Here is a 21,656-nt window from a genome sequence, read left to right on the forward strand (position 1 = left end):
AAATAAAAAATGCTTGGTATGTAAAAGGTGAAATGGGAAACCTAAATATGGTAAAGTTGATATCAACTTAAAAAAGGGGGCCGTTTAGATGACTCAAAATGAAAATAATGCTTTTCCTGCAAAAACTGCAACTGTTGACCGCCTAATCACAACACCCGAGGATATTGATAAAGTAGTGAAGGGGCAAAAAACGGCTGTTCGCAGAAATGGAAGATATGCAGATGTAGGTGAGATTTTAAGTCTTCATGATCATAAATATGTAGTTGAACGTGTCTATTCTCAGTCACTTGGGGAATTGACTGATGAGGATGCTCGTCAAGAAGGATTCGCTAATGTAGAGAAATACAAGCAATCGATTCTGTTGATCCATCCGGGTATGCCTTGGTTGCCGCAAATGAGAGTTTGGGTCCATGAATTTCGACCAATGGCAGATAATAACTAGGGGGCATTAACCACACATGAACAAACAACTTATTGTCTATTCTACTCAAGACTGTATTGAATGTACCATGGTTAAGCAGGTACTCACTGAAGAAGGAATTCCATTTGAAGTAAGGGATGTAGGGATGAACCCTCAATTTCAAAAGGAAGTGGAGGCATTCGGCTTTTTGGGGGTACCTGTAACTGTATTGGGTAATCGCGCAATCAAAGGTTTCACAAATGAACTGAAGGAACTCATTGAAATAGCCAAGAATTTATAAGAAAAACAGCACTATTTTTAAAAATAATCCCTTCTTCTAGGAAAAAGGAGATTTAGAAAAGACTTTTTTGCAAATATCATTGTTTTTTAACCTGTTTTCTAGCTTATAAGATATTTATCAGCGAAATAATATAATATATCAGCGAAAATATGAGTTATATCAGCGAAAAATTAATTATATCGGCGAAACGAAGAGTGTTGAGTAACAATGCTATTGTTAACACCCGACTAATTTTTCAAGGAGTACCTAATCTATGTACCAGACTTATAGTTTAAAAGAAAAAATCAAGCAAATCTTTATCATGCTATTGCCGATTTTAATTACACAGCTCGGAATGTTTTCCATGGTATTTTTCAATACCATTATGTCTGGTAAGTATTCTTCATCCGATCTTGCAGGTGTTGCAATTGGATCTTCGATTTGGAATCCTGTTTTTACCGGTTTAAGTGGAATTCTTCTCGCTGTTTCTCCAATTGCTGCCCAGCGATTTGGGGAAAAGAAGAACAAAGAAGTTTCTTCAGTTTTAGCCCATGGAGTATTCCTGGCCATAACTATTGCTCTATTTGTTCTCCTCTTGGGCTTTTTCTTAATGGACCCTATATTAGAGAAAATGAATTTACCAGGAAGCGTTGAGGGAACAGCCCGAGATTATCTAATTGGTCTTGGTTTTGGGATCATTCCGTTGTTTATTTTTAACGTCGTAAGGTCCTTTATCTATGCGTTGGGAAAAACTCGTGTGGTCATGTTCATTTTACTTTGTTCCTTACCATTTAATTTAGTATTGAACTATGCACTTATATTTGGACATTGGGGGTTCCCCGAACTTGGCGGGGCAGGAGCTGGCTATGCCACTTCCTTTACTTATTGGGTTATTGCTGGGATAACGGTGATTATCGTCAAAACACAAAAACCATTTTCTGAATATACTTCCTTCTCAAATTTCAAAAAGTTTACGATCGAGAAGTATATGGAAATTCTAAAAATTGGCATACCAATGGGATTATCTATCTTTTTTGAAAATAGTATGTTCGCGGTTGTAACTGTATTAATTAGCAAATTTAATATAACAACGATTGCAGCCTATCAATCTGCACTAAATATCGTATCTTTTCTCTATATGATTCCAATGAGTATCTCAATGGCACAAACGGTTTTAGTCGGATTTGAAGTAGGAGCGAAGCGCTATAAGGATGCAAGGACATATAGCTTTCTTGGAATGATTTTGGCCGTTGCAATTGCTATGGTGACAGGTTTATTCACCGTTTTATTCCGTTATAAAGTGGCAGGGTTCTATTCAAACGAGGCAGCTGTTATTTATGTTACTGCTCATTTCTTAATTTACGCCCTATTTTTCCATATTTCCGATGCGATTCAAGCAACAGCACAAGCAGCACTTAGGGGATATAAGGATGTAAATATTGCTTTTATTGTGACTCTAATCGCCTATTGGCTGATTTGTTTGCCAATCGGTTATATTTTTGCCCATTTTACCAAGCTCGGAGCAATAGGGTATTGGATTGGGCTAACAGCTGGATTGCTTGCAGCTGGTATATGTTTGTCAGCGAGACTTATTTATATTCAAAAGAAGAAATTTGTTAGTGTGGAAATTATGGAAGTTGGATAATGCAGTGAAGGCACCACAAAAAGATAGTTTAGGAATAATTGTCCACGTAAGGAGGAATGTCTTGGGTACCTACAGAAGTGTACATGAGAGGTTCTAGAAAGGAGGCGGTACAGTGGAAGGAAAATGGTTAATTGCAGATCGAGATTTAAATGAACGTGAAGGGTTAAAATGGTTATTAAAAACCACCTCCATCCCTGTGACGAATATCCTTTTAGCTGCTGACTTTCAAGAGTTTATTGTTTACTTTGAACGGGAAACACCTGATATCGTCCTAATGGAGCTCGATATGATTACTAAAGAGGATTGGTCAAGCTTCCGTGGGCTTATGGAAATTTATGAACCTATTCTATTATTTACTAGTGCCGAAGCAACATTTGAAAAGGCGAGAATGGCTATAGATATGCAGGCACTTGATTTAATGATTAGACCCTTTTCAACAACAAAGGTAAAATCAGCTTATCAAAAAGCAGCTCGTAGGTTAGGAAAAAAAAGGCATACAATCGGGAGTTTGCATCCCAATTCCTATCAAGATGTATCATATGAATCTTTATTTATTTCACAAGCGTCTGTCTCTGAAAATTTTCATCTAGCGGCTTTCCAAACAGAGAGTGTCGAAATGGTACGTACCCTACATTCTTTTTTAACGGAATATCCATTTAAAGATGTTCACGGTATTTTTGCGTTGGGGGATAAGGTTCTTGTTTTATTTAATGATTCTCGTCTATATATTACAGAACAGTGCCAAAAAGCTTTGAGAAAGTGGGAGGAGGAGTTCACAGAACCGCTTGCAGTCGTTGTCCATATAGGAAAATCTTCATCATTAACATTAAATCAAAAATACTTACAAACGAAGAAAATGCTAGAGCTCACTTTTTACAAAGGCTACAGTCAGGTCGTTGAATTTGAATATTCTCCCGAATGGGTTCATATCGATCCTTTCTTAACTCCTCCTGAACAGAGGTCTTGGATCGACATGTTAACGAACTTCAATTCAGAAAAAATAAAGGAATGGCTTTATGCTGAATTTCTCCATTTGCAGGAACCCTATCCAGATCCTGGTTTAGTAAGAATTCGGCTAACCAGTATACTTGCACAAATCAGAAGATTTATGAAAACCTTTAATTTACAGGGAAATGCAGGCAATGAACTAGAGTATCGTTCTATTTTTAATTCAATTTTATATGATACTGTCCTATATCGAACTGTGCAAAATTTAATCCTGTTTATTCAAAAAGTGTTCCTTGCTGCGGAAAATAGTAAAAATAATAGCAAACAAGAACCAATCGAACTGGCAATTTCCTATATGGAGTCTCATTTTTCCGACAGTAATCTTAGGCTTGAACAAGTGGCTCAATATGTTGATCGGAACCCATCCTATTTTAGTCATCTTCTAATCTCGAAAACGGGTACAGGTTTTACGGAAGTATTGGCAGGCATAAGAATGAAGGAAGCGAAACGATTACTAAACGAAACAACTAAGCCAATAAAAGAAATCTCTGATTTAGTGGGCTATCAAAATTCAAATTACTTTAGTAGAATCTTTAAGGAATTTTTTGGTGTTTCTCCAAGAGAATATAGAATACAAAGGAGGGTCTCTGTCTGAAAACAGGGCCCTTTTCTAATTTGATTCACGTCCTAATCTAAAAATAATACCCTATCATAAATTTTTTATAGTTTTATTAAAGAAATTATCTGTTATTTTTATTAATATATGTAGATTGTTTCTATTTTCTATCCTTTCCCTTATATTTTTCAGAAGATTTTATTAATAAAATAAAGTTAAAGAAAACTCGCTGATTGGCAAGCCCCATAGGGCGATGATTAGGCGTAGTTGCACTTATGCGCTAGCAGAATTTATCGATATAAATTCTGATTAGCTAATGGAAAAATACCTTTAAGGGAGAGGACAAATGGAAACAAATATAGCAAAATCACGAGTGATTAAAAATTTTAAAGGGACAGAGCTACATGCAAAAGGATGGATTCAAGAGGCTGCCCTTCGAATGCTAATAAAAAAAGCAGATATCACAATTTATAATGTTCCAAACTATATGAAGCTTCAATACTCCTATGGGATGAATCATACAGACACAGTTGTTAAAAACGGCCATGTTGTTGTAAGCGGAGGGACATTAATTGAAAAATTTCCTCTTTCCTGACGTTGTTCCTCCTAGTTTCATGTGGGTAAGACCCGAGAGAGGAGACATGACAAATGTTCATGAATGGATTCAGCCAATCATGAGCACATCAGATCCTGAAAAAAGCAAGGATGCTGATATTGTCCTCGTTGGTGTACCTTTGTCGCGTTCGTCCATCAGATCCTCTGGTGCATCTGAATTCCCAGAAGCATTTAGACGGTCATGGAAAAGTTTCACAACCTATAATCTGGATGAAGATATTGATTTGTCTGAAATGATGGTTTTAGATGCTGGAGACGTCCCGATGCATGTCACAGATATTAGAAAATGTCATGATACTATTATCCAAGCGTCTGCTGCGCTTCATCACTATTTTCCAACCACAAAGGTGTGCGCGATTGGTGGAGACCATTCGATTACAGCTATGATGGTAAAAGGACTTCATCAAGCAAAACCAGACGAAAAAATTGGAATCCTTCAGTTCGATACCCATTTTGATTTACGTGACCTTTCCGATAATGGTCCATCAAATGGGACACCGATGCGAAATCTGATCGAAAGTGGAGTTGTAAAAGGTAGTGATATGTACAATATCGGTTTGCACGGATTTTTTAACACGAAAGAATTAAAGATGTATGCGGATGAAAAAGGAGTCAATTACATTACGCTCCGCAATGCTAGAAAAAAAGGGATCGAAGAAACGGTCCAACGTTGTTTAGAAAAATTAGCTGCTTCAGTTGATACTATTTATGTAACTGTCGATATGGATGTCCTTGATATTGCATATGCACCAGGTGTACCTGCCTCAACTCCGGGGGGAATGACAACTGATGAACTTCTCGAAGGAGTCTTAACTGCAGGGCTTCATCCAAAAGTGAAGGCAATGGATATTGTTTGTCTTGATCCTTTAAGAGATTCCCATGTTCAGGGAACGGTGAAACTTGGCACTCATGTTTTCTTAACTTTTTTGAGTGGAGTAAAACTACGTAGGGAATAGTTATAAGAAACAAAGCATCGTTTTCAAAAGCGATGCTTTGTTTTGGTTGTTGTCTAGAAAAAAAGCTGTAATAGTAACATAAGTAGTTCCGATAACGTGGAGAAAAATTTAATATTAGGAGGTAGAGGGCAAGAATAATGAACGTCAAAAAAATTTCTCTCTTTTTTATCCCAATATTTATTTCAATAGTTTTATTGAATTTTTAAAGCATAAGATTATGGTTTAAAACAGTGTCAAAAGTGGGCGGAAAATATGAAAATTCACAACAAATTAAGGATGATTTAAATTTAATTTATTCAGGTAAATATAAAATTGAATTTGTTGAAATATTTAAAATCGAACGATCTAATAAGGAGGCTACATTTGGAAGTCAAAAGAATATTTTAAAGAAATATTCTGAATCAGATGGGAATAAAGATATGCATATTTATTTTACTGACTACAATAAAATAAGTAGCTACGATGTTAGAGGAAAAGAGATTGTTACACGAGAAGCGGTAAATATTTTATATTTCCTTACTCAAAGAAAATTAGATAAAAAAATTAAGGTAGTAAATATTGGTTATGAAAAGAATTATGGTTTTTTATCTATGGTTGGCAAAAATAGTATAATTATTCCAATTGATGAATATGTTGAGGAATTACAGAAATTAAAAAAGGAGGGCAATTCAACTGAAGAAGTCTTATATACATCGGAAATGGTCCAAACAATTCCGAGACTCATTCCCGACCCAGCAACGACAGAAAGCGTATAAATTACCCTATACCAAATGGTTTGGAGAACAAATGTATATATTTAACCTGCAGTAATGCAATTCAAGAACTTTGTAGAAAGTTCCATGTCTTACTTGAATAATAGGTAATAACGAAATTGGTAAAACCATTACGCAAAGCTTCGTACATAATGGTGGCTTTGATGCAAACTGAGATTTAAATTTAGAAAAAGTAGAAAAGTGTAGCTGGAAAGTTAGGAAATGCTAAGAGATATATAGCCTCAGACCATTTTTCAGTGCGGCGTAGAGACTGTTTCTATTGGCTTAATTCTCCCAACAATAACCTCATAAGGTATTTCATAATGATAAATACATATAAATTAATGAAAATAATTGAAAAACACAAACAAATTGTGGTATTATTTTTTTGAAGAAATTAAGAAACGGTGTTTCGTAATAGCAAACAAAGACGTGAGGATTGAAATTGTTATAGGGATCACTTTTCTAAAATTAAAGGCAAATTCTAGGAGGCAATCAGCAATGACAAACTATGTAAACGTAGGCAATCTGCAAGTCGCACATGAGCTCTATGAGTTCATAAATTCAGAAGCAATTCCCGGAAGCAAAGTGGATCAGAAACAATTTTGGGCTGGATTGGAAGTATTGGTTAAAGATTTGACTCCTAAAAATAAAGAATTGCTTACAAAACGAGATGAGATTCAAGACAAAATCAATTCATGGCATTTTGAAAATAAAGATTTCGAGTTTGCTAAATATAAAGCGTTCTTAGAAGACATTGGCTATCTTGAACCGGAAGCAGATGACTTCGAAATAACTACAGTTGGGGCAGATGATGAAGTTGCGATTCAGGCTGGTCCCCAATTAGTTGTTCCTGTTAATAATGGTCGTTACGCTATAAATGCTGCCAACGCACGCTGGGGAAGTCTATACGATGCTCTTTACGGGACAGATGCGATCAGTGAAGAAGACGGAGCACATATTGAAGGTTCCTATAATCCAATCCGCGGTGAGAAGGTTATTTCTTTTGCAAAAGAATTTCTAGATCAAACTATTCCATTAAAGGAAGGCTCACATAAAGATGTTGTTCAATACAGCATTGCAGATGGGAAACTAGCTGTAACACTTACAAATGGAAATCAGGTTGGGTTAGTGAATGAAGAAAAATTTGCTGGTTATCAAGGTGATTTTAAAAAACCATACGCTATCCTTCTAAAAAATAACGGGCTACACTTTGAAATCCAGATTGACCAAAGCCATCCAATTGGAAAAACAGATAATGCTGGTATGAAGGATATCCTTATGGAGGCAGCCCTTTCAACGATTATGGATTGCGAAGACTCTGTAGCAGCAGTTGATGCTGAAGATAAAGTTCTAGTCTATCGAAACTGGCTTGGTTTGATGAAAGGGGATTTGTCGGCAACTTTCGTAAAAGCCAATAAGACAATGACCCGTACATTGAATCCAGATCGTTGCTATGTTTCACCAGTTGGGGAGGAATTTGTACTTCGTGGGCGGTCCTTAATGTTTTCACGCAACGTGGGGCATTTAATGACAATCAATGCCATATTAGATCAGAATGGAGAGGAGATTCAGGAAGGGATACTTGATACAGTAGTTACAAGTTTACTTGCAAAGCATTCTCTTTTGGGAAATGGTCCATATCAAAATTCATCCAAAAACTCTATATATATCGTAAAACCGAAAATGCATGGTTCAGCAGAAGTGGCTTTTGCAAACCAACTGTTTGATCGTGTAGAAGATCTGCTAGGATTGGAACGAAATACACTAAAAATGGGGGTTATGGATGAAGAACGGCGTACATCATTAAACTTAAAAGCGTGCATCCGTGAAGTATCAAGCCGGGTTGTCTTTATTAATACTGGATTCCTTGATCGAACGGGTGATGAAATGCATACTTCAATGGGATCAGGACCGATGATTCGTAAAAATGAAATGAAATCATCTGCATGGCTCCAAGGCTATGAAAAGTCAAATGTGAATAATGGTCTTGAAACAGGCTTCCAAGGTCGTGCCCAAATTGGAAAAGGGATGTGGGCGATGCCTGACCTGATGGAGGATATGCTAAAGCAAAAGATCGGTCACCCAAAGGCTGGTGCAAATACAGCATGGGTTCCATCACCCACAGCCGCAACTCTTCATGCAATGCATTATCACCAAGTTGATGTGACCAGGGTTCAAAATGATCTTTTAAATGATATCAAAGATTTACGAAATGAAATTTTACAAATTCCAGTTGCTAAAAGTCCGCAATGGGGCTGCGAAGAGATTCAAGAAGAACTTGATAATAATGCACAAGGAATTCTTGGCTATGTGGTTCGCTGGGTTGAGCAAGGAATTGGCTGTTCGAAGGTACCTGACATCAACAATATAGCTCTGATGGAAGATCGCGCCACATTAAGGATTTCTAGCCAACATATGGCGAACTGGCTTCACCATGAGATTTGCACAAAAGAACAAGTATTGGAAACACTGCAGCGCATGGCAAAAGTGGTTGATGCCCAAAATGCCGGAGACCCTGCATATCGGGCTATGTCTATAGACTTCGATAACTCTATTGCATTCAAAGCAGCATGTGACCTTGTATTCCAAGGCTATGACCAACCGAACGGCTATACAGAACCAATTTTACATCGTCGTCGTTTAGAAGCAAAAGCAAAATTTGCAGTTAAACAATAGCCTATTTGAAAAAGGATAACCCATTTAGAGCCTGACCCCTTGATATCATAGTATATAGCTAAAATTTAGTAGACTTTTGCTGTATTTTATTGTTGAGGGGTCTGGCTCTTTGTTTTTATAGAGATTTTGGAGTTTTAGATACATGTGTAGCAGACCTGAAACAGGCTAATGACTCATCGAACAAGTATGCTATAATGATGGAATAGTAAGGAACCAAACAGAGGTGAACAATTTTGGAAAGAGAGAATATGGTCAAATCTGTGAGCAGGGCACTCGATATTATTTCGCTTGTTAGCAAGAAAAAGGGCGGATTGGGTGTTACCGAGATTTCCAAACATATTGATATTAATAAGAGCTCAGTGTATCGAACTCTATCAACACTAGTCCAATATGGTTATATTGAGCAGGATGAAGTAACAAGTCGCTATAAGCTTGGTTACAAATTTTTAGAGGTCAGTTCTAAACTTTTAGAATCAATTGATTTGAGATCAGAAGCAAGGTCATTCCTACTGGAACTTGAAAATGAAACGAATGAAGTTATCCACCTTGTTGTTTTTGACCAAGGGGAAGTTGTCTATATTGAAAAATTAGATGGTACTGAAACACTTAGAATGCATTCAAAAGTCGGGAAAAGGGCACCAATGCACTGCACTTCTGTAGGGAAAGCGATTCTGGCTCACCTGCCAACAACTGTGGTTCTTGATATTTTAGAGCGAAAAGGAATGCCCGTTCATACGGACAAAACGATTACTGATAAAGATATATTCCTTAAGGTACTTGCGGAAGTGAGACAAAAAGGCTTTGCACTTGACCTAGAGGAAAATGAGTACGGTATCACCTGTATTGCCGCCCCAATCTTTGACCATATTGGCAAGGTCATTGCGGCTGTTAGCATTTCAGGTCCGACAATGCGTATGAAGGATGAACGGTTAAAACATCTGCAAACACGTATGATTCAAATAGGTAACCAAATTTCAACAAGGCTAGGCTTTATGGGAAAAATTTAATTGTCGGATTTCTTTGAAATCGGGCACTTTTTTCGTTTTAGGGAGATATAAGAAGCATTAACACTTAAATTATCTTTGCAAACAATCTATATATCACCTTATAAGAATTTTTATATATTTTTATTGTCCAAAAAAAATATTAATCACTGGAGCAAAAGTTAAAACGGTTCTCAATAATGCTGACGAATCGTAGACCCTAATAATTTGAAGAATTGTACGCCTGAAGCGAAGCTTCCGTAGTAGATGCTGCCTACTTTTTGGAAGTTAATAAATCAAGTGAAACAAGTTATATCAAACTCTATTCATGACATATTCATCATTTGCATTGTTATCGGAGTTATAGCTTTTGTAGCTGGCTTGTTCATGAAAGAGATTCCATTATCCAAAACGTCCGTCAAAGAAACAAAATTAGATTCTTGATTTAATAGGATTTTTCAAAGGTACCTTGCCTTTCGTGCTAAATGACATGATTAATGCTATAATTAGGGTTAGATTTGGTTTCTAAAAGGAGTTAACTATCAAATGAAGTTCGTGAAATCACAAATGAAACAATTGATCAAAGACAATAAAGAATTGCAAACGCGTTTAAAAGGGTTGATGGAAGAACTAGACCTTGAAAAAAACTTTGCACTAAAGGCTCTGTATCATTCAGAAGTTGCTGAGGGCGGCAAATATCAGTTAGCATACCAAGCACTTGACTTGCCCAAAGGGTAGGTCATTTTTTTTTGTTGTGTTTTAAATGTTGTCATGGTGGACTCGTCAAAAATGACCTGTTACTCAGAAACTGAAGCTTTTACGAAACAGCTTTTAATAGATACTTGCTTGGATATTCTGAAATGGAATGGAGAATAGTAAAGGTAAAAAGGAGGTCTTGTAATGAGTTTGGATTTGAATAGCACAGAAAATGGAGAAGAAAAGGATAAACTAAATGAAGTTCTTGAACATTCAATCGAAATGGAAGAAGACTTAATGAGGAATTATCTTATAACTGCTGAGCGGGTTCATGATGATAATGAACTGAAGGAACGTCTTGAAAACTTTGCCGAAGGTAATGCGAAAAGGACAAAACAACTTATTGATGAACTGAAAGAAAGTAAACCGAAATAGAAGAAAGCTGTGCGGATACATGGGATCCCACAGCTTTTTGTTTTTTATGGAACATAGAGCGTCATAAAGTGGTTGCATTAACTATTTTAACTTTTTAAATTATATTTACACTGTGAAAGCTTCTGTGTTTCTTTGTAATTACTGCTACCCGAATAGATAAAGCGATAGCAAGTAATGAAAAAACAATTATCAAACAAATTACACCAATCCAACCATATGCACTAAAAAAAGCCCCACTTACTGTTCCACCAACACTTGAGCCAGCGTAGTAAAAGAATAAATATAGAGAAGATGCCTGTGCTTTATCATGGGTTGAAAGCTTGCCGATCCAACCACTTGCAATGGAGTGTCCAGCAAAAAAACCAAATGTAAAAATCCCAAGCCCAATAAATTTTAACCAAAGATTTGTATTCAATGTAATGCATGCCCCGATTAATAAAATTAACAGTGATAATTGCAAAGTCTTACTCCGCCCATGTTGATCCGCTAACATACCCATCCAGGTTGAACTAAACGTTCCAACAATGTACACAACAAAAATAAATCCTACAATGGTTTGGCTTAGGGAGTAGGGTGGAGCTACTAGTTGAAATCCTATGTAATTATATAAGGCCACAAAGCTTCCGAGTAGTAAAAATCCGATTCCAAATAAATAAAGTAACCCTGGTTCTTTAAATTGACTAAGTTGCGATTTTACTAATTTTTTAATTTCAAATTTTCGTGGTTTGAAATGGTTTGACTTTGGTAATGTAAACCAAAATAACAAGCTTGCTAATAAGCTTAGAATACCAATCCCAACAAGGGCAATTTTCCAATCAAAAAGATCTGTTAACACTCCACCAATTATCCGACCACCCATTCCGCCGATTGAATTACCACTAATGTATAAACCCATTGCAAGTCCAAGATTCGAAGGCTCAATTTCTTCCCCTAAATATACCATGGCGACCGCCGGTAATCCTGCTAACATTACCCCTTGGATGATCCTAAAAATAAGGAGGAAATGAAAGTTTGGACTTAACGCAGTTAAGATCGCTAAAATAGAAGAAGCAACCAAAGATAGTGTCATAACAGATTTACGTCCAAATACCTCTGATAGTGAACCAACAAATAACATACTAATGGCCAAGGCAATCGTTGTGGAAGACAATGTTAAACTCGAAACAGCAGGCGATATGTGAAATTCCTTTGCTATCTCCGGTAACAAGGGTTGAGTACTCCAGAGGATGGCAAAAGTGTTAAAGCCGCCAGCAAACAAGGCTAAATTTGCCATCCGAAAGGTCTTTGTCCCACGTTTTATAAAACTCATGATCGTCTTTTTCTCCCCCATCAAAAAATGGAAATCAACATTTCTTTAATTCTATTTTACTCCAGTTTATGGACAACTTCTATTTGCAAATTTCATAAAAAGTGGAAAAAAATATTGCGCACGAATGTAAGTGGTACAACCAGGTCCTCTAGAAAAGCCAAACTGAATCCTAAAAAAAACCGAGTATTTAATCTTTACAGAATTAAAGGCTCGATTTCTTATTTTCTTCTTTCATTAATCTTTTAAAATAAACCTTCCAAAAACCCCGGCATGATCAGATGGCCATAAACCAGATGATGTTCGATCTTGTTGAGTTCCTCCAACCAAATCTGCTTCAATCGGTTTCCAACCATTTTTATATAAAATAAAGTCAATTCTACCCTTTAAATCTGACACAGCATTTAATAGGTCAGCATCTTGACAACAAGTAAACCCAGGTCCATTGCCAACGTTTCTCCACGTATCATCAAATCCCTCATTGATAAAAATGCTATAGGTTGGTGTATCACTACTAATAGCATTTGAGTTCAAATCCCCAGTTATTATTAGGGGCAGCTCCGTTTTGGCGGGGCCACTCAATATCTCTCTTGCTTGCTTAACTTGAATTTCTGGAATAGTTTCTAAGTGGGTGTTAATTACTCTGAAAATTTGTCCATCAGTCCGAATATCGACAGATGACCAGCCCCGATAGATCACAAAGTTTTGTCCATTAAACTGAACGGTTAGATTTGTTTTGAAGTTTGCCGAATATCTCCTGACAACTTGGAGTCTATGGTCTTTGCGAATCAATAGTACATCTCTATCCAACAGCCGAACAACATTTCCATTACTATCAGGGAGCTCGGCTGATGCGTTTCGGTTTTGAACAGCAATTTCGTAGTCTAATCCCCTACTATTTAACTCAATCATTAACACCCTTAAAAAATCAAAGGTAACGATTCGAAAATTTGGGATTGCAAGTTGCCAGCTTACTACTTCCTGCAAACCGATAAGAGTAGGTTTCTTTAGTGCAATCTCACGGGCAATGACCTTCATTCGGGCATGATAATTGGTCGCAAGAAATTGTCGAAATACCTCGGTTACCCGCCGAGGAAATTGTTGTGGCAGAGCAGACATTAATGGCGTTAGGTCTGTACCCATATACAGATTCCACGTTAAAAATGAAAGTCGGAATTCATTTTTTATTGACTTCAATTCTTCACCCCCATACTATTAGCAAATGAAGCATGATGATAAACGGAAACGGCAATATAACCAATGAGAACATTAATAACTTAATTTGATAAAGGCGTGGGTGGAAAAAGAGAGAATGTTAACACAATCTACTATTAGGTAAAAGTTTAGTAAAATTATTGAATTGTTTTACTAATTAAAATAAAATAAAGTTTAAGATAATTGACAGGTGGGAGGAAATGAAAAGGCACGTCACTAGGTTAAATACATTATTCAAAGACCTGTATCAGACATTGCCTGAAAAAGCATTTTTTGCTCCAGGGAGAATTAATTTAATTGGCGAAGATACTGACTATAATGGTGGACATGTTTTTCCATGCGCAATTACATACGGAAAGCCCTTGGTACCAACCTTAAGTACTGTAAAGGTTTATACCGAACTCATGAGAGAAACAGCAGTAGATACACTTTTAGAGCGAAATGAAGGCAGAACAGTCTCAAAAAAATAACATCGAAACGAAGCTAATACTGAGAAATAGTAGTTTTTAGTCATTACAAAGTAGTTGGAATAAAAATTCGTCTAACACTACACTGATAAATTGGGGATGTTTTATGAGTAAATTATCTATCATGGCTTATACGTTTGGGGCTCTCCTTTTTCTCGTAAGTTTTTCGATGTCGATATTTTATGGATACAAGGTAGTTGCCCATGATTTGCCTGTTGAAAAGAAAACTCAAGCAAAGTTCCACTACCATTTTGTTCTTGTGCCAGAGGAGCTCGACAATGAATATTGGAGACTTGTTGAGAAAGGGGCCAAGGAGGCCGCTAAAGAAAATGGTGTTATGCTAGAATATACTGGACCTAAACAAGCGAATATTGATGACCATTTAAAAACGATAGAAATGTCGGCTGCTTCTAAAGTGGACGGAATTATCACACAGGGATTAAGTGATGAGCAATTTACTCCACTTATCAATCGAGTTGAAGCTGGTGGAATACCCGTTATTACGATCGATACGGATGCTTCAAATAGTAACCGCCGAGCATACATAGGAACGGATAATTATTTATCAGGATATTTAGCTGGAAAAGCATTAATAACAGATACAAAGGGACAAGCCAATGTTGCTATTATTACTGGGAGTTTCTATGCGAACCATCAGCAACAACGTGTAAAGGGTTTCAGGGATGCAGTGAAAGTAGAAAAGGGAATTCATATCGTTGATGTGGAAGAATCCGAAATTAGCAGAGTTCGAGCTGCAGAAAAAACATACCAAATATTGCAGGCACATCCCGAGGTTAATGCATTTTTTGGGACAAGTGCCCTAGATGATATTGGAATTGCCCAAGTGGTCGAGCAATATAAAAAACAAGATCGCATTTATATTATTGGATTTGATACACTGCCGGAAACTCTTGAATATATTCGTAAGGGAACCATCAAGGCAACCGTTGTTCAGGAACCATATGAAATGGGATATGGAGCTGTAAAAATGATGATTGATCTGATCAAAGGGAAATCGGTGCCGCCAATTATCCATACAAATACGAGAATAATGAGATTAGAAGATTTACCTCTAGATAAACATGGTGGAGTGGAGGAGAGCCAATGATGTTGTTTCGAATCAGATCGAAATTACTTCTCTATTTCATCATTCTTGTAGTTTTGTTAACTTCTGTTGGCGCCTTTTTTTATAACAGAAGTGAAAAATTAATGAATGAATACGATAATAGCTTTGAACGTTTCCTTTTGTTAAATGATATCTATCAACGTAGTAATCTGAGCACAGAAAAATTGCATGCTTATATTATTGATAAGGATGAACGATATTTAAAGGACTTTCAAAAAGAAAAATTACTATTAATTACGGACCAAAAGAGGCTTTATAAAGTAATGAGCACAAATGAAATAACGCTTATTAATTACAAAAATATGATTGATAGTTTCTTGCAAGAAAGTGATGCAACTGTTGAGGCTTTTCAAAAAAATGATATTAATAATTATTCCTATCACTTTAATGAGGTATTGAAAATCACTTCATTCCTGCAAGAAAGTACACTTGCTCTGTTAAATAATAAACTAACTGATTATCAAAAATTTTATGATCAAATGGAAATGAAAAATCATTATTATAAACTAATGTCAATTTGCCTTTTTGCGGCTGCATTTTTTCTAAGTACCTTGATAGCCTTATGGATTTCGGGTGGGATTACAAAACCGATAAGACTTTTGTCACAAGCTGCAAAGCAAATATCAACAGGGAATTTAGCGGGAGAAGATATTCAGATCACAACAAAAGACGAATTGAAGCTACTAACCGAAACGTTTAACCAAATGCGCACCAATATACGGCAACTCGTAACCGAAATTCAACAAAAATCAGAATTAGATCAACTTTTAAAAGATTTAGAGCTAAGAAGCTTGCAGAGTCAAATTAATCCACATTTTTTATTCAATACATTGAATACTGTTTCAAAAATGGCTTATTTGGAAGATGCCGAGCAAACTTCGAGATTAATAGAAGCAGTTGCCGCGATACTGAGGTACAATTTAAGCGAATTCGATAAAGCATCGACACTTAGAGATGAAGTGAAAATTGTTCAAGAGTATTTTTATATTCAACAAACACGTTTTGGGGAACGGATACAATTTGTTACCGACATACAGGATGATTGTCTAGATATTGAAATACCAAGTTTAATTTTACAGCCATTAATTGAAAACGCATTCATCCATGGTGTTGAATCATATGAAGAAAACGGAGTAATCCTTCTCAATATTTATCGGCAAACTGATCGAATTTGTGTAGAAGTTAGAGATAATGGAGTTGGAATGGATATAAGCACAAAAAATAGATTGTTAGATTTTGTTTTAGGAATTGAAAAGGATGATAGTTCCGAATCTGAAAAATCCAATACCCATTCAATGGGTATTGGAGTGAAAAATGTGATAAGAAGGCTTCAACTCTTTTACCATAGAAACGATATTGTTGAAATTGAATCAGATCATATGAAAGGGACAAATTTCAGATTGATGATTCCTGACACTGCAAAAGGGGGGAAACGTGCTTGCTGAAAATTCTAATTGTGGATGATGAAGTTCTTGAACGAAAAGCGCTGACGAAAATCATAAACAGTTCTTTGCAGGATGTAATCGTCATTGGCGAAGCACCAAATGGAAGAAGAGCGGTAGAAATGGCAAAGGAGCATAGGCCAGATATCATTTTTATGGATATTAAAATGCCTGGAATTGATGGAGTTCAAGCAGTTAAAGCAATTAAAAAGATTGATCCAAGTATTCGATTTATCATGGTTTCAGCCTATAATACGTTTAAATATGCAAAAGAGGTAATGCAAAGGGGTGTCAAGGAATACATCTTAAAGCCAAGCAGAAAACAAGATATTTTGGCGGGGTTACAACGTGTTTCCAACGAAATTTTAGAGGAGCGGAAACTTATAGAAGAACAGCAATGGTTACGGGAAAACTTGGATCGTGCTGTTTCAATCGCTCAAAAAGAATGGGTATCATCATTATTATTGAACCAAGTTCAAGATATTACCTTTGATGAATGGGGCCAACTTTTAGGGGTTGAAATTACTTCCGGGTATATGATGCTTTTTTCGGTAAGAACGAAAGAAGGAACTGAACTATCCCAAAGTGAAAAACAAAACTGGTATATGTGGCTTAAGGATGCACTAAAATCAGTCGTAAAAAAACAAGAAATTATGATTGGGCCCTTAACAGACTCACAAGTAGCAGTTTTATTCTTATGTAAGAAGACAACTGAAAAAATACTTTTTAAAACGAATGCCCAGACCATAATCAATAACCTGATTTCCCTTTTCCAAAGTAAAGAACTTAATGCTGAATTAAGGATTGGGATCGGTCTCCCTTACAATCTTGCTCATGACCTAAATAAATCTTACCATGAAGCGGTTTTAGCATTAAACCAACTCTTAAAAACCCCAAATCGAAAGTATTTATTTGGTGACAAACAGGGATCTGCTGAAACAACGTCAACGGGTTTTATTGAGGTCGAGAAAAAACTACTGGATGCTGTGCGTCAAGGCGATGTGAATCAGGTCTTGTTTATTTTTGATTCGTTTGTTTCGAATCATGCAGCGAACAAAAATTTAAAAGCAACCTTTGTAAAAAAATCATTTGATGAATTATTTATTCTGATTTCCCGCATGCTTCATGATCTTGGTATAAGCTATGACCGCACTCCTGAAGTAAGTGAGGTGGAGGATATTGAAACCATTTTTGAAAAGGGAAAATCACATTTAATGTTGGTTGTTCACCATGTGCAAGTTTGGAGAAATAACCATGCTAAGGGAATGTTACATAAAGCGAAGGAGTATATTGAAAATCATTTTGCAGATTCGATTACTTTGGAATCAGTTGCAGAATATGTAGAGTTAAGTCCTTATTATTTTAGTAAATTATTTAAAGATCGGTTTGGTATGACATTTATTGATTATTTGACAGAAATAAGGATTAGACATGCAAAAGCTGAAATCATCGATCCTACAAAAAGCTTGAAGGAAATCTGCTTTTCGATCGGCTACAAAGATCCGAACTATTTTAGTCGTGTATTTAAAAAGAATGTAGGTTTATCCCCAACTGAATTTCGAAGATCCTTTGCTAGTAAATAGATGGTAGATAAAAGTTCCAACTTTGCCCGTTGCTTTCCGCTCCGGGCACTTGCTTTCCGCGGGGAGGGATGGGAGCCTCCTCGGCGTACCGCCTGTGGGGTCTCCCATTCCCTCTAATCCCGCAGGAGTCAGGTGCCCTCCGCTCCAATCAACTCAATGTTGGCAGTGCCCCTAGAAGACAACATAATAGATTTATAAAAAGGCCAATTGTATTTTTGGCCTTTTTACTATTTTGTCCTTCTTAAATAGTCCTGTTGATTGCCGCTCAAATCAACAATACGCTTTAGCATTGCTTTTTTATTACATAAATATTACAAAGATTGCAAAATAATCTAGGAAATCACAATAATATGCTATTCATTGGATCTATTGAACGAATAGGCCACATGATAACCTACTTGTAAGGGCTTACAACAAGGGTATGTTAATCAGTGTTTTAGTAACTTACCAAAGTCTTTACCAAATAGGAAAAGGAGAGTGACAACATGGTTAAAATGAAGAAAGGTTTAATTCTATCTTTAACAGTTGCATCTAGTATTCTATTAGCAGCAGGTTGCAGCAGTTCGACTAGTGGTTCAGATTCTAGCAAGGGAGGAGATCTTCCAGCTGTCGGTGCAACAATTTACAAATTTGATGATAACTTCATGTCCTACGTACGCCGTGCAATGGAAGATTCAGCAAAAGGTAAAGTCAAGTTAATGCTTAATGATTCTCAAAATGACCAATCAAAACAGATCGAGCAGGTAGATACTTTGATTGCAAAAGGAGCAAAATCTCTAGCAATTAACTTAGTTGATCCAAAAGCGGCTCAAACGATTATAGACAAAGCAAAACCAAAAAATATACCGGTTATCTTCTTTAATAAAGAGCCAGACGCCAGTGTATTAAAAGGCTACGATAAAGCGTATTATGTTGGGACAACATCCTCAGAATCAGGCGTTCTTCAAGGACAATTAATCGCAAAAGCTTGGGAAGCAAACAAAGATAAATATGATAAAAATAAAGACGGTATCCTTCAATACGTTCTTCTAAAAGGTGAACCAGGGCACCCAGATGCAGAAGCCCGTACGAAGTTTGCAATAAGTACGGTCAAAGAAAAAGGCATTAAAGTAGAAGAATTAGCAATGGATACTGCAATGTGGGATGCCACAAAAGCAACTGAAAAGATGGATGCATGGTTAGCAAAATACAATGACAAAATTGAATTTGTAATCGCTAACAACGACGGTATGGCATTAGGTGCTGTAGCTTCTCTAGAAAAAGCAGGCTATTTCACAGGTGATAAATTTATGCCAGTTGTAGGTGTAGACGCTATACCAGAAGCACTTGAAATGATTGAAAATGGAAAAATGGTTGGAACAGTATTGAATGATGCCAAAAACCAGGGTAAGGCAACCATTGATCTTGCAACAAATGCTGCAAAAGGTAAAGATGTTTTAGACGGAACTGAGTGGAAGCTAGATGATAATAAAGCAGTTCGTGTTCCTTACATTGAAGTAACAAAGGATAATATTCAAGTTGGTAAAGACGCTTATAAATAAGGATAAAACGGCACTTGTTTTTGCCTGAATCTTTCAATTAGATCACTCAGGTCAAAGTCAAAGAGCTGGGGAACTAGGAATAATTTAGAAATCAACTTATCGATTTAGTAAATCAATAAGAACAATTTTTTGAACAGAAGTAGCGCCTTAGTCCAGTCCTAAGGGAATTGCCGGTCCCTTCCTTCATGATGTGGCCGGCTCGAGGGCGCTCCTCGAAGAAAGGAAAAGATGACGCTTTTCCTTTCTTCGGGGTAAAACTCCAAAGGATAGTACCTTGGAGCTGGATGCCGCAATAACTGCATATTCTCAAATAATGTATGGTGAAGCATCAATTTTGACATTACATAGGATTGAATGAATTTTTCCCAATTTAATCTGCTACCAACTCAAGGCAGATTGGTTAACCATCAAAGGGGATTACCACCATTGTTAAATGTTTCACTCAACGCGAGGAGGTTTGCTCATGTCAGGTACTAATGCTACCCATTTACTTGAAATGATTAATATTACAAAAAGATTCCCTGGGGTACTTGCTTTAAACAATGTTTCCTTAAAAGTAAAAGCTGGTACGGTACATGCCCTTATGGGTGAAAACGGCGCAGGAAAATCAACGTTAATGAAATGCTTATTTGGCATTTATTCAATGGATGAAGGCAGTATTCTTTTTGAGGGAAAAGAGGTTGCATTTGCTAATTCCAAACAAGCACTGGAAAATGGCGTTTCCATGGTCCACCAGGAATTAAATCAGGTACGTCAGCAGAATGTTATGGATAATATTTGGCTTGGCCGTTATCCGAAAAAAGGTATTTTTATCGATGAAAAGAAGATGTATGAGGACACTGTCGGCATATTCAAAAATCTAGACATTACGATCGACCCTCGTAGTAAGGTAAGTACCTTATCGGTTTCCGAAATGCAAATGGTAGAAATCGCTAAAGCTGTCTCTTACCATTCAAAAATTATTGTAATGGACGAACCAACCTCATCACTTACAGAAACCGAGGTAAATCATCTATTTAGAATCATCAGAAGACTCCAAGGTGAGAATGTTGCGATTATTTACATCTCACACAAAATGGAGGAAATCTTGAAAATTTCTGACGAAGTGACGATCATGCGCGACGGTCAGTATATTGCGACAAAAAATTCGAAAGAAATTACTACTGATGAAATCATTAAGCTCATGGTTGGACGTGATTTATCACAACGGTTCCCCGCTAAAGTCAACAAGCCTGGAGATGTCATTTTAAAGGTTTCTGACTTTACGGCAGAGACGCAGCCTTCTTTTTCTAATGTAAGCTTCGAGCTAAAAAAAGGGGAGATATTAGGAATTGCTGGTTTGGTGGGTTCAAAGAGGACTGAGGTTGTCGAAGCGATATTTGGGATTAGAGGACTAAAATCAGGATCGCTTGAACTACATGGAAAAGTCGTCAAAAATCATTCTCCGCAGCATGCAATTAAAAATGGCTTTGCACTAGTTACCGAAGAACGAAGGTCAACAGGTATTTACCCAGAGCTTAGCATTAGCTTTAACTCTATTATTGCTAATCTAAGACAATACAAAACCAAAGGTATTTTTCTCTCAAATCGAAAGGTTTTTGATGATACAAAATGGGTTATCGATTCCATGAACGTTAAGACTCCATCCCAAAAGACGCCGATCGGGAGCTTATCTGGTGGAAACCAACAGAAGGTAATTATTGGACGATGGTTATTAACAAAACCGGACATTTTATTGCTCGACGAACCTACAAGAGGAATTGACGTCGGAGCAAAGTTCGAGATTTACCAGTTAATTAATGAATTAGCTTCTGAAGGTAAAGGAATTATTATGATTTCATCCGAAATGCCAGAACTTTTAGGTGTTACAGATAGGATTTTAGTTATGAGCAATGGAAAAGCAGCTGGAATTGTAGAAACTGCAACAACGTCTCAAGAAGAAATTATGCGATTAGCGGCTTTGTATTAGGA

17 protein-coding genes and 2 pseudogenes are annotated in these 21,656 nt (G+C 36.7%); 17 read left to right on the forward strand and 2 right to left on the reverse strand.

The features are described 5' to 3' along the window. Nucleotides 1-88 precede the first annotated feature (88 nt). The 11 genes and pseudogenes from RCG20_RS21170 to RCG20_RS21220 all read left to right on the forward strand — a co-directional run bounded on the left by RCG20_RS21170 (nucleotide 89) and on the right by RCG20_RS21220 (nucleotide 11,005). Nucleotides 89-442 carry an ASCH domain-containing protein gene (locus tag RCG20_RS21170; protein WP_308182108.1) on the forward strand — a complete coding sequence of 118 codons (354 nt, stop codon included), beginning with the start codon at nucleotides 89-91 and terminating at the stop codon, nucleotides 440-442. 16 nt (nucleotides 443-458) lie between these two features. Further along, entirely contained in the window at nucleotides 459-701 is a 243-nt protein-coding gene (locus RCG20_RS21175; protein WP_308182109.1) for a glutaredoxin family protein, read from the forward strand. A 253-nt stretch (nucleotides 702-954) separates the two neighbouring features. Beyond that, on the forward strand, nucleotides 955-2,325 hold the full coding sequence (locus tag RCG20_RS21180; protein ID WP_308182110.1) for an MATE family efflux transporter: 1,371 nt from the start codon (nucleotides 955-957) through the stop codon (nucleotides 2,323-2,325). 112 nt (nucleotides 2,326-2,437) lie between these two features. After that, on the forward strand, nucleotides 2,438-3,928 hold the full coding sequence (locus tag RCG20_RS21185) for a helix-turn-helix domain-containing protein (RefSeq protein WP_308182111.1): 1,491 nt from the start codon (nucleotides 2,438-2,440) through the stop codon (nucleotides 3,926-3,928). Between the two features lie 409 nt (nucleotides 3,929-4,337). Further along, nucleotides 4,338-4,484, forward strand: a pseudogene (locus RCG20_RS21190) (imidazolonepropionase); the annotation flags it as partial. Next, entirely contained in the window at nucleotides 4,462-5,460 is a 999-nt protein-coding gene (locus RCG20_RS21195) for an agmatinase family protein (protein WP_308182112.1), read from the forward strand. The pseudogene RCG20_RS21190 and the gene RCG20_RS21195, both read left to right, overlap by 23 nt. 230 nt (nucleotides 5,461-5,690) lie before the next feature. After that, complete coding sequence (locus RCG20_RS21200; RefSeq protein WP_308182113.1) at nucleotides 5,691-6,215, forward strand: hypothetical protein; 525 nt, start codon at nucleotides 5,691-5,693, stop codon at nucleotides 6,213-6,215. A gap of 498 nt (nucleotides 6,216-6,713) precedes the next feature. Further along, a complete protein-coding gene (locus tag RCG20_RS21205; RefSeq protein WP_308182114.1) occupies nucleotides 6,714-8,891 on the forward strand; it encodes a malate synthase G in 2,178 nt (725 codons plus the stop codon). Between the two features lie 233 nt (nucleotides 8,892-9,124). Further along, nucleotides 9,125-9,898 (forward strand): IclR family transcriptional regulator, encoded by a 774-nt coding sequence (locus RCG20_RS21210; protein WP_308182115.1) that lies wholly within the window; start codon nucleotides 9,125-9,127, stop codon nucleotides 9,896-9,898. 522 nt (nucleotides 9,899-10,420) lie between these two features. Next, the gene (locus RCG20_RS21215) at nucleotides 10,421-10,612 is read left to right on the forward strand and encodes a hypothetical protein (protein WP_308182116.1); all 192 of its coding nucleotides are present in this window, start codon (nucleotides 10,421-10,423) and stop codon (nucleotides 10,610-10,612) included. A gap of 162 nt (nucleotides 10,613-10,774) precedes the next feature. After that, complete coding sequence (locus tag RCG20_RS21220) at nucleotides 10,775-11,005, forward strand: hypothetical protein (protein ID WP_308182117.1); 231 nt, start codon at nucleotides 10,775-10,777, stop codon at nucleotides 11,003-11,005. Nucleotides 11,006-11,099: 94 nt separating this feature from the next. Here the strand turns inward: RCG20_RS21220 and RCG20_RS21225 are convergent, their stop codons facing one another. Next, a complete protein-coding gene (locus RCG20_RS21225) occupies nucleotides 11,100-12,314 on the reverse strand; it encodes an MFS transporter (protein WP_308182118.1) in 1,215 nt (404 codons plus the stop codon). A 234-nt stretch (nucleotides 12,315-12,548) separates the two neighbouring features. Further along, complete coding sequence (locus tag RCG20_RS21230; protein WP_308182119.1) at nucleotides 12,549-13,508, reverse strand: endonuclease/exonuclease/phosphatase family protein; 960 nt, start codon at nucleotides 13,506-13,508, stop codon at nucleotides 12,549-12,551. A gap of 218 nt (nucleotides 13,509-13,726) precedes the next feature. Between RCG20_RS21230 and RCG20_RS21235 the strand changes: the two are divergent. The 6 genes and pseudogenes from RCG20_RS21235 to mglA all read left to right on the forward strand — a co-directional run. After that, nucleotides 13,727-13,882: pseudogene (locus RCG20_RS21235) on the forward strand (galactokinase family protein); the annotation flags it as partial. A gap of 217 nt (nucleotides 13,883-14,099) precedes the next feature. After that, nucleotides 14,100-15,101: a sugar-binding protein gene (locus RCG20_RS21240; protein WP_308182120.1), complete on the forward strand. Its 1,002-nt coding sequence runs from the start codon at nucleotides 14,100-14,102 to the stop codon at nucleotides 15,099-15,101. Further along, nucleotides 15,101-16,564 (forward strand): sensor histidine kinase, encoded by a 1,464-nt coding sequence (locus RCG20_RS21245; RefSeq protein ID WP_308184423.1) that lies wholly within the window; start codon nucleotides 15,101-15,103, stop codon nucleotides 16,562-16,564. Before RCG20_RS21240 ends, RCG20_RS21245 begins: the two co-directional genes overlap by 1 nt. Beyond that, nucleotides 16,558-18,144 (forward strand): response regulator transcription factor, encoded by a 1,587-nt coding sequence (locus RCG20_RS21250; RefSeq protein WP_308182121.1) that lies wholly within the window; start codon nucleotides 16,558-16,560, stop codon nucleotides 18,142-18,144. The genes RCG20_RS21245 and RCG20_RS21250 overlap by 7 nt, the downstream gene beginning before the upstream one ends. 485 nt (nucleotides 18,145-18,629) lie before the next feature. Then, nucleotides 18,630-19,685, forward strand: coding sequence for a galactose/glucose ABC transporter substrate-binding protein MglB (gene mglB, locus RCG20_RS21255; protein WP_308182122.1), 1,056 nt, complete (start codon nucleotides 18,630-18,632; stop codon nucleotides 19,683-19,685). A gap of 463 nt (nucleotides 19,686-20,148) precedes the next feature. Next, complete coding sequence (gene mglA / locus RCG20_RS21260; RefSeq protein WP_308182123.1) at nucleotides 20,149-21,654, forward strand: galactose/methyl galactoside ABC transporter ATP-binding protein MglA; 1,506 nt, start codon at nucleotides 20,149-20,151, stop codon at nucleotides 21,652-21,654. Nucleotides 21,655-21,656 lie beyond the last annotated feature (2 nt).

It is taken from the genome of Neobacillus sp. PS3-40 (assembly GCF_030915485.1).
Lineage (GTDB): Bacteria > Bacillota > Bacilli > Bacillales > Cytobacillaceae > JAUZPL01.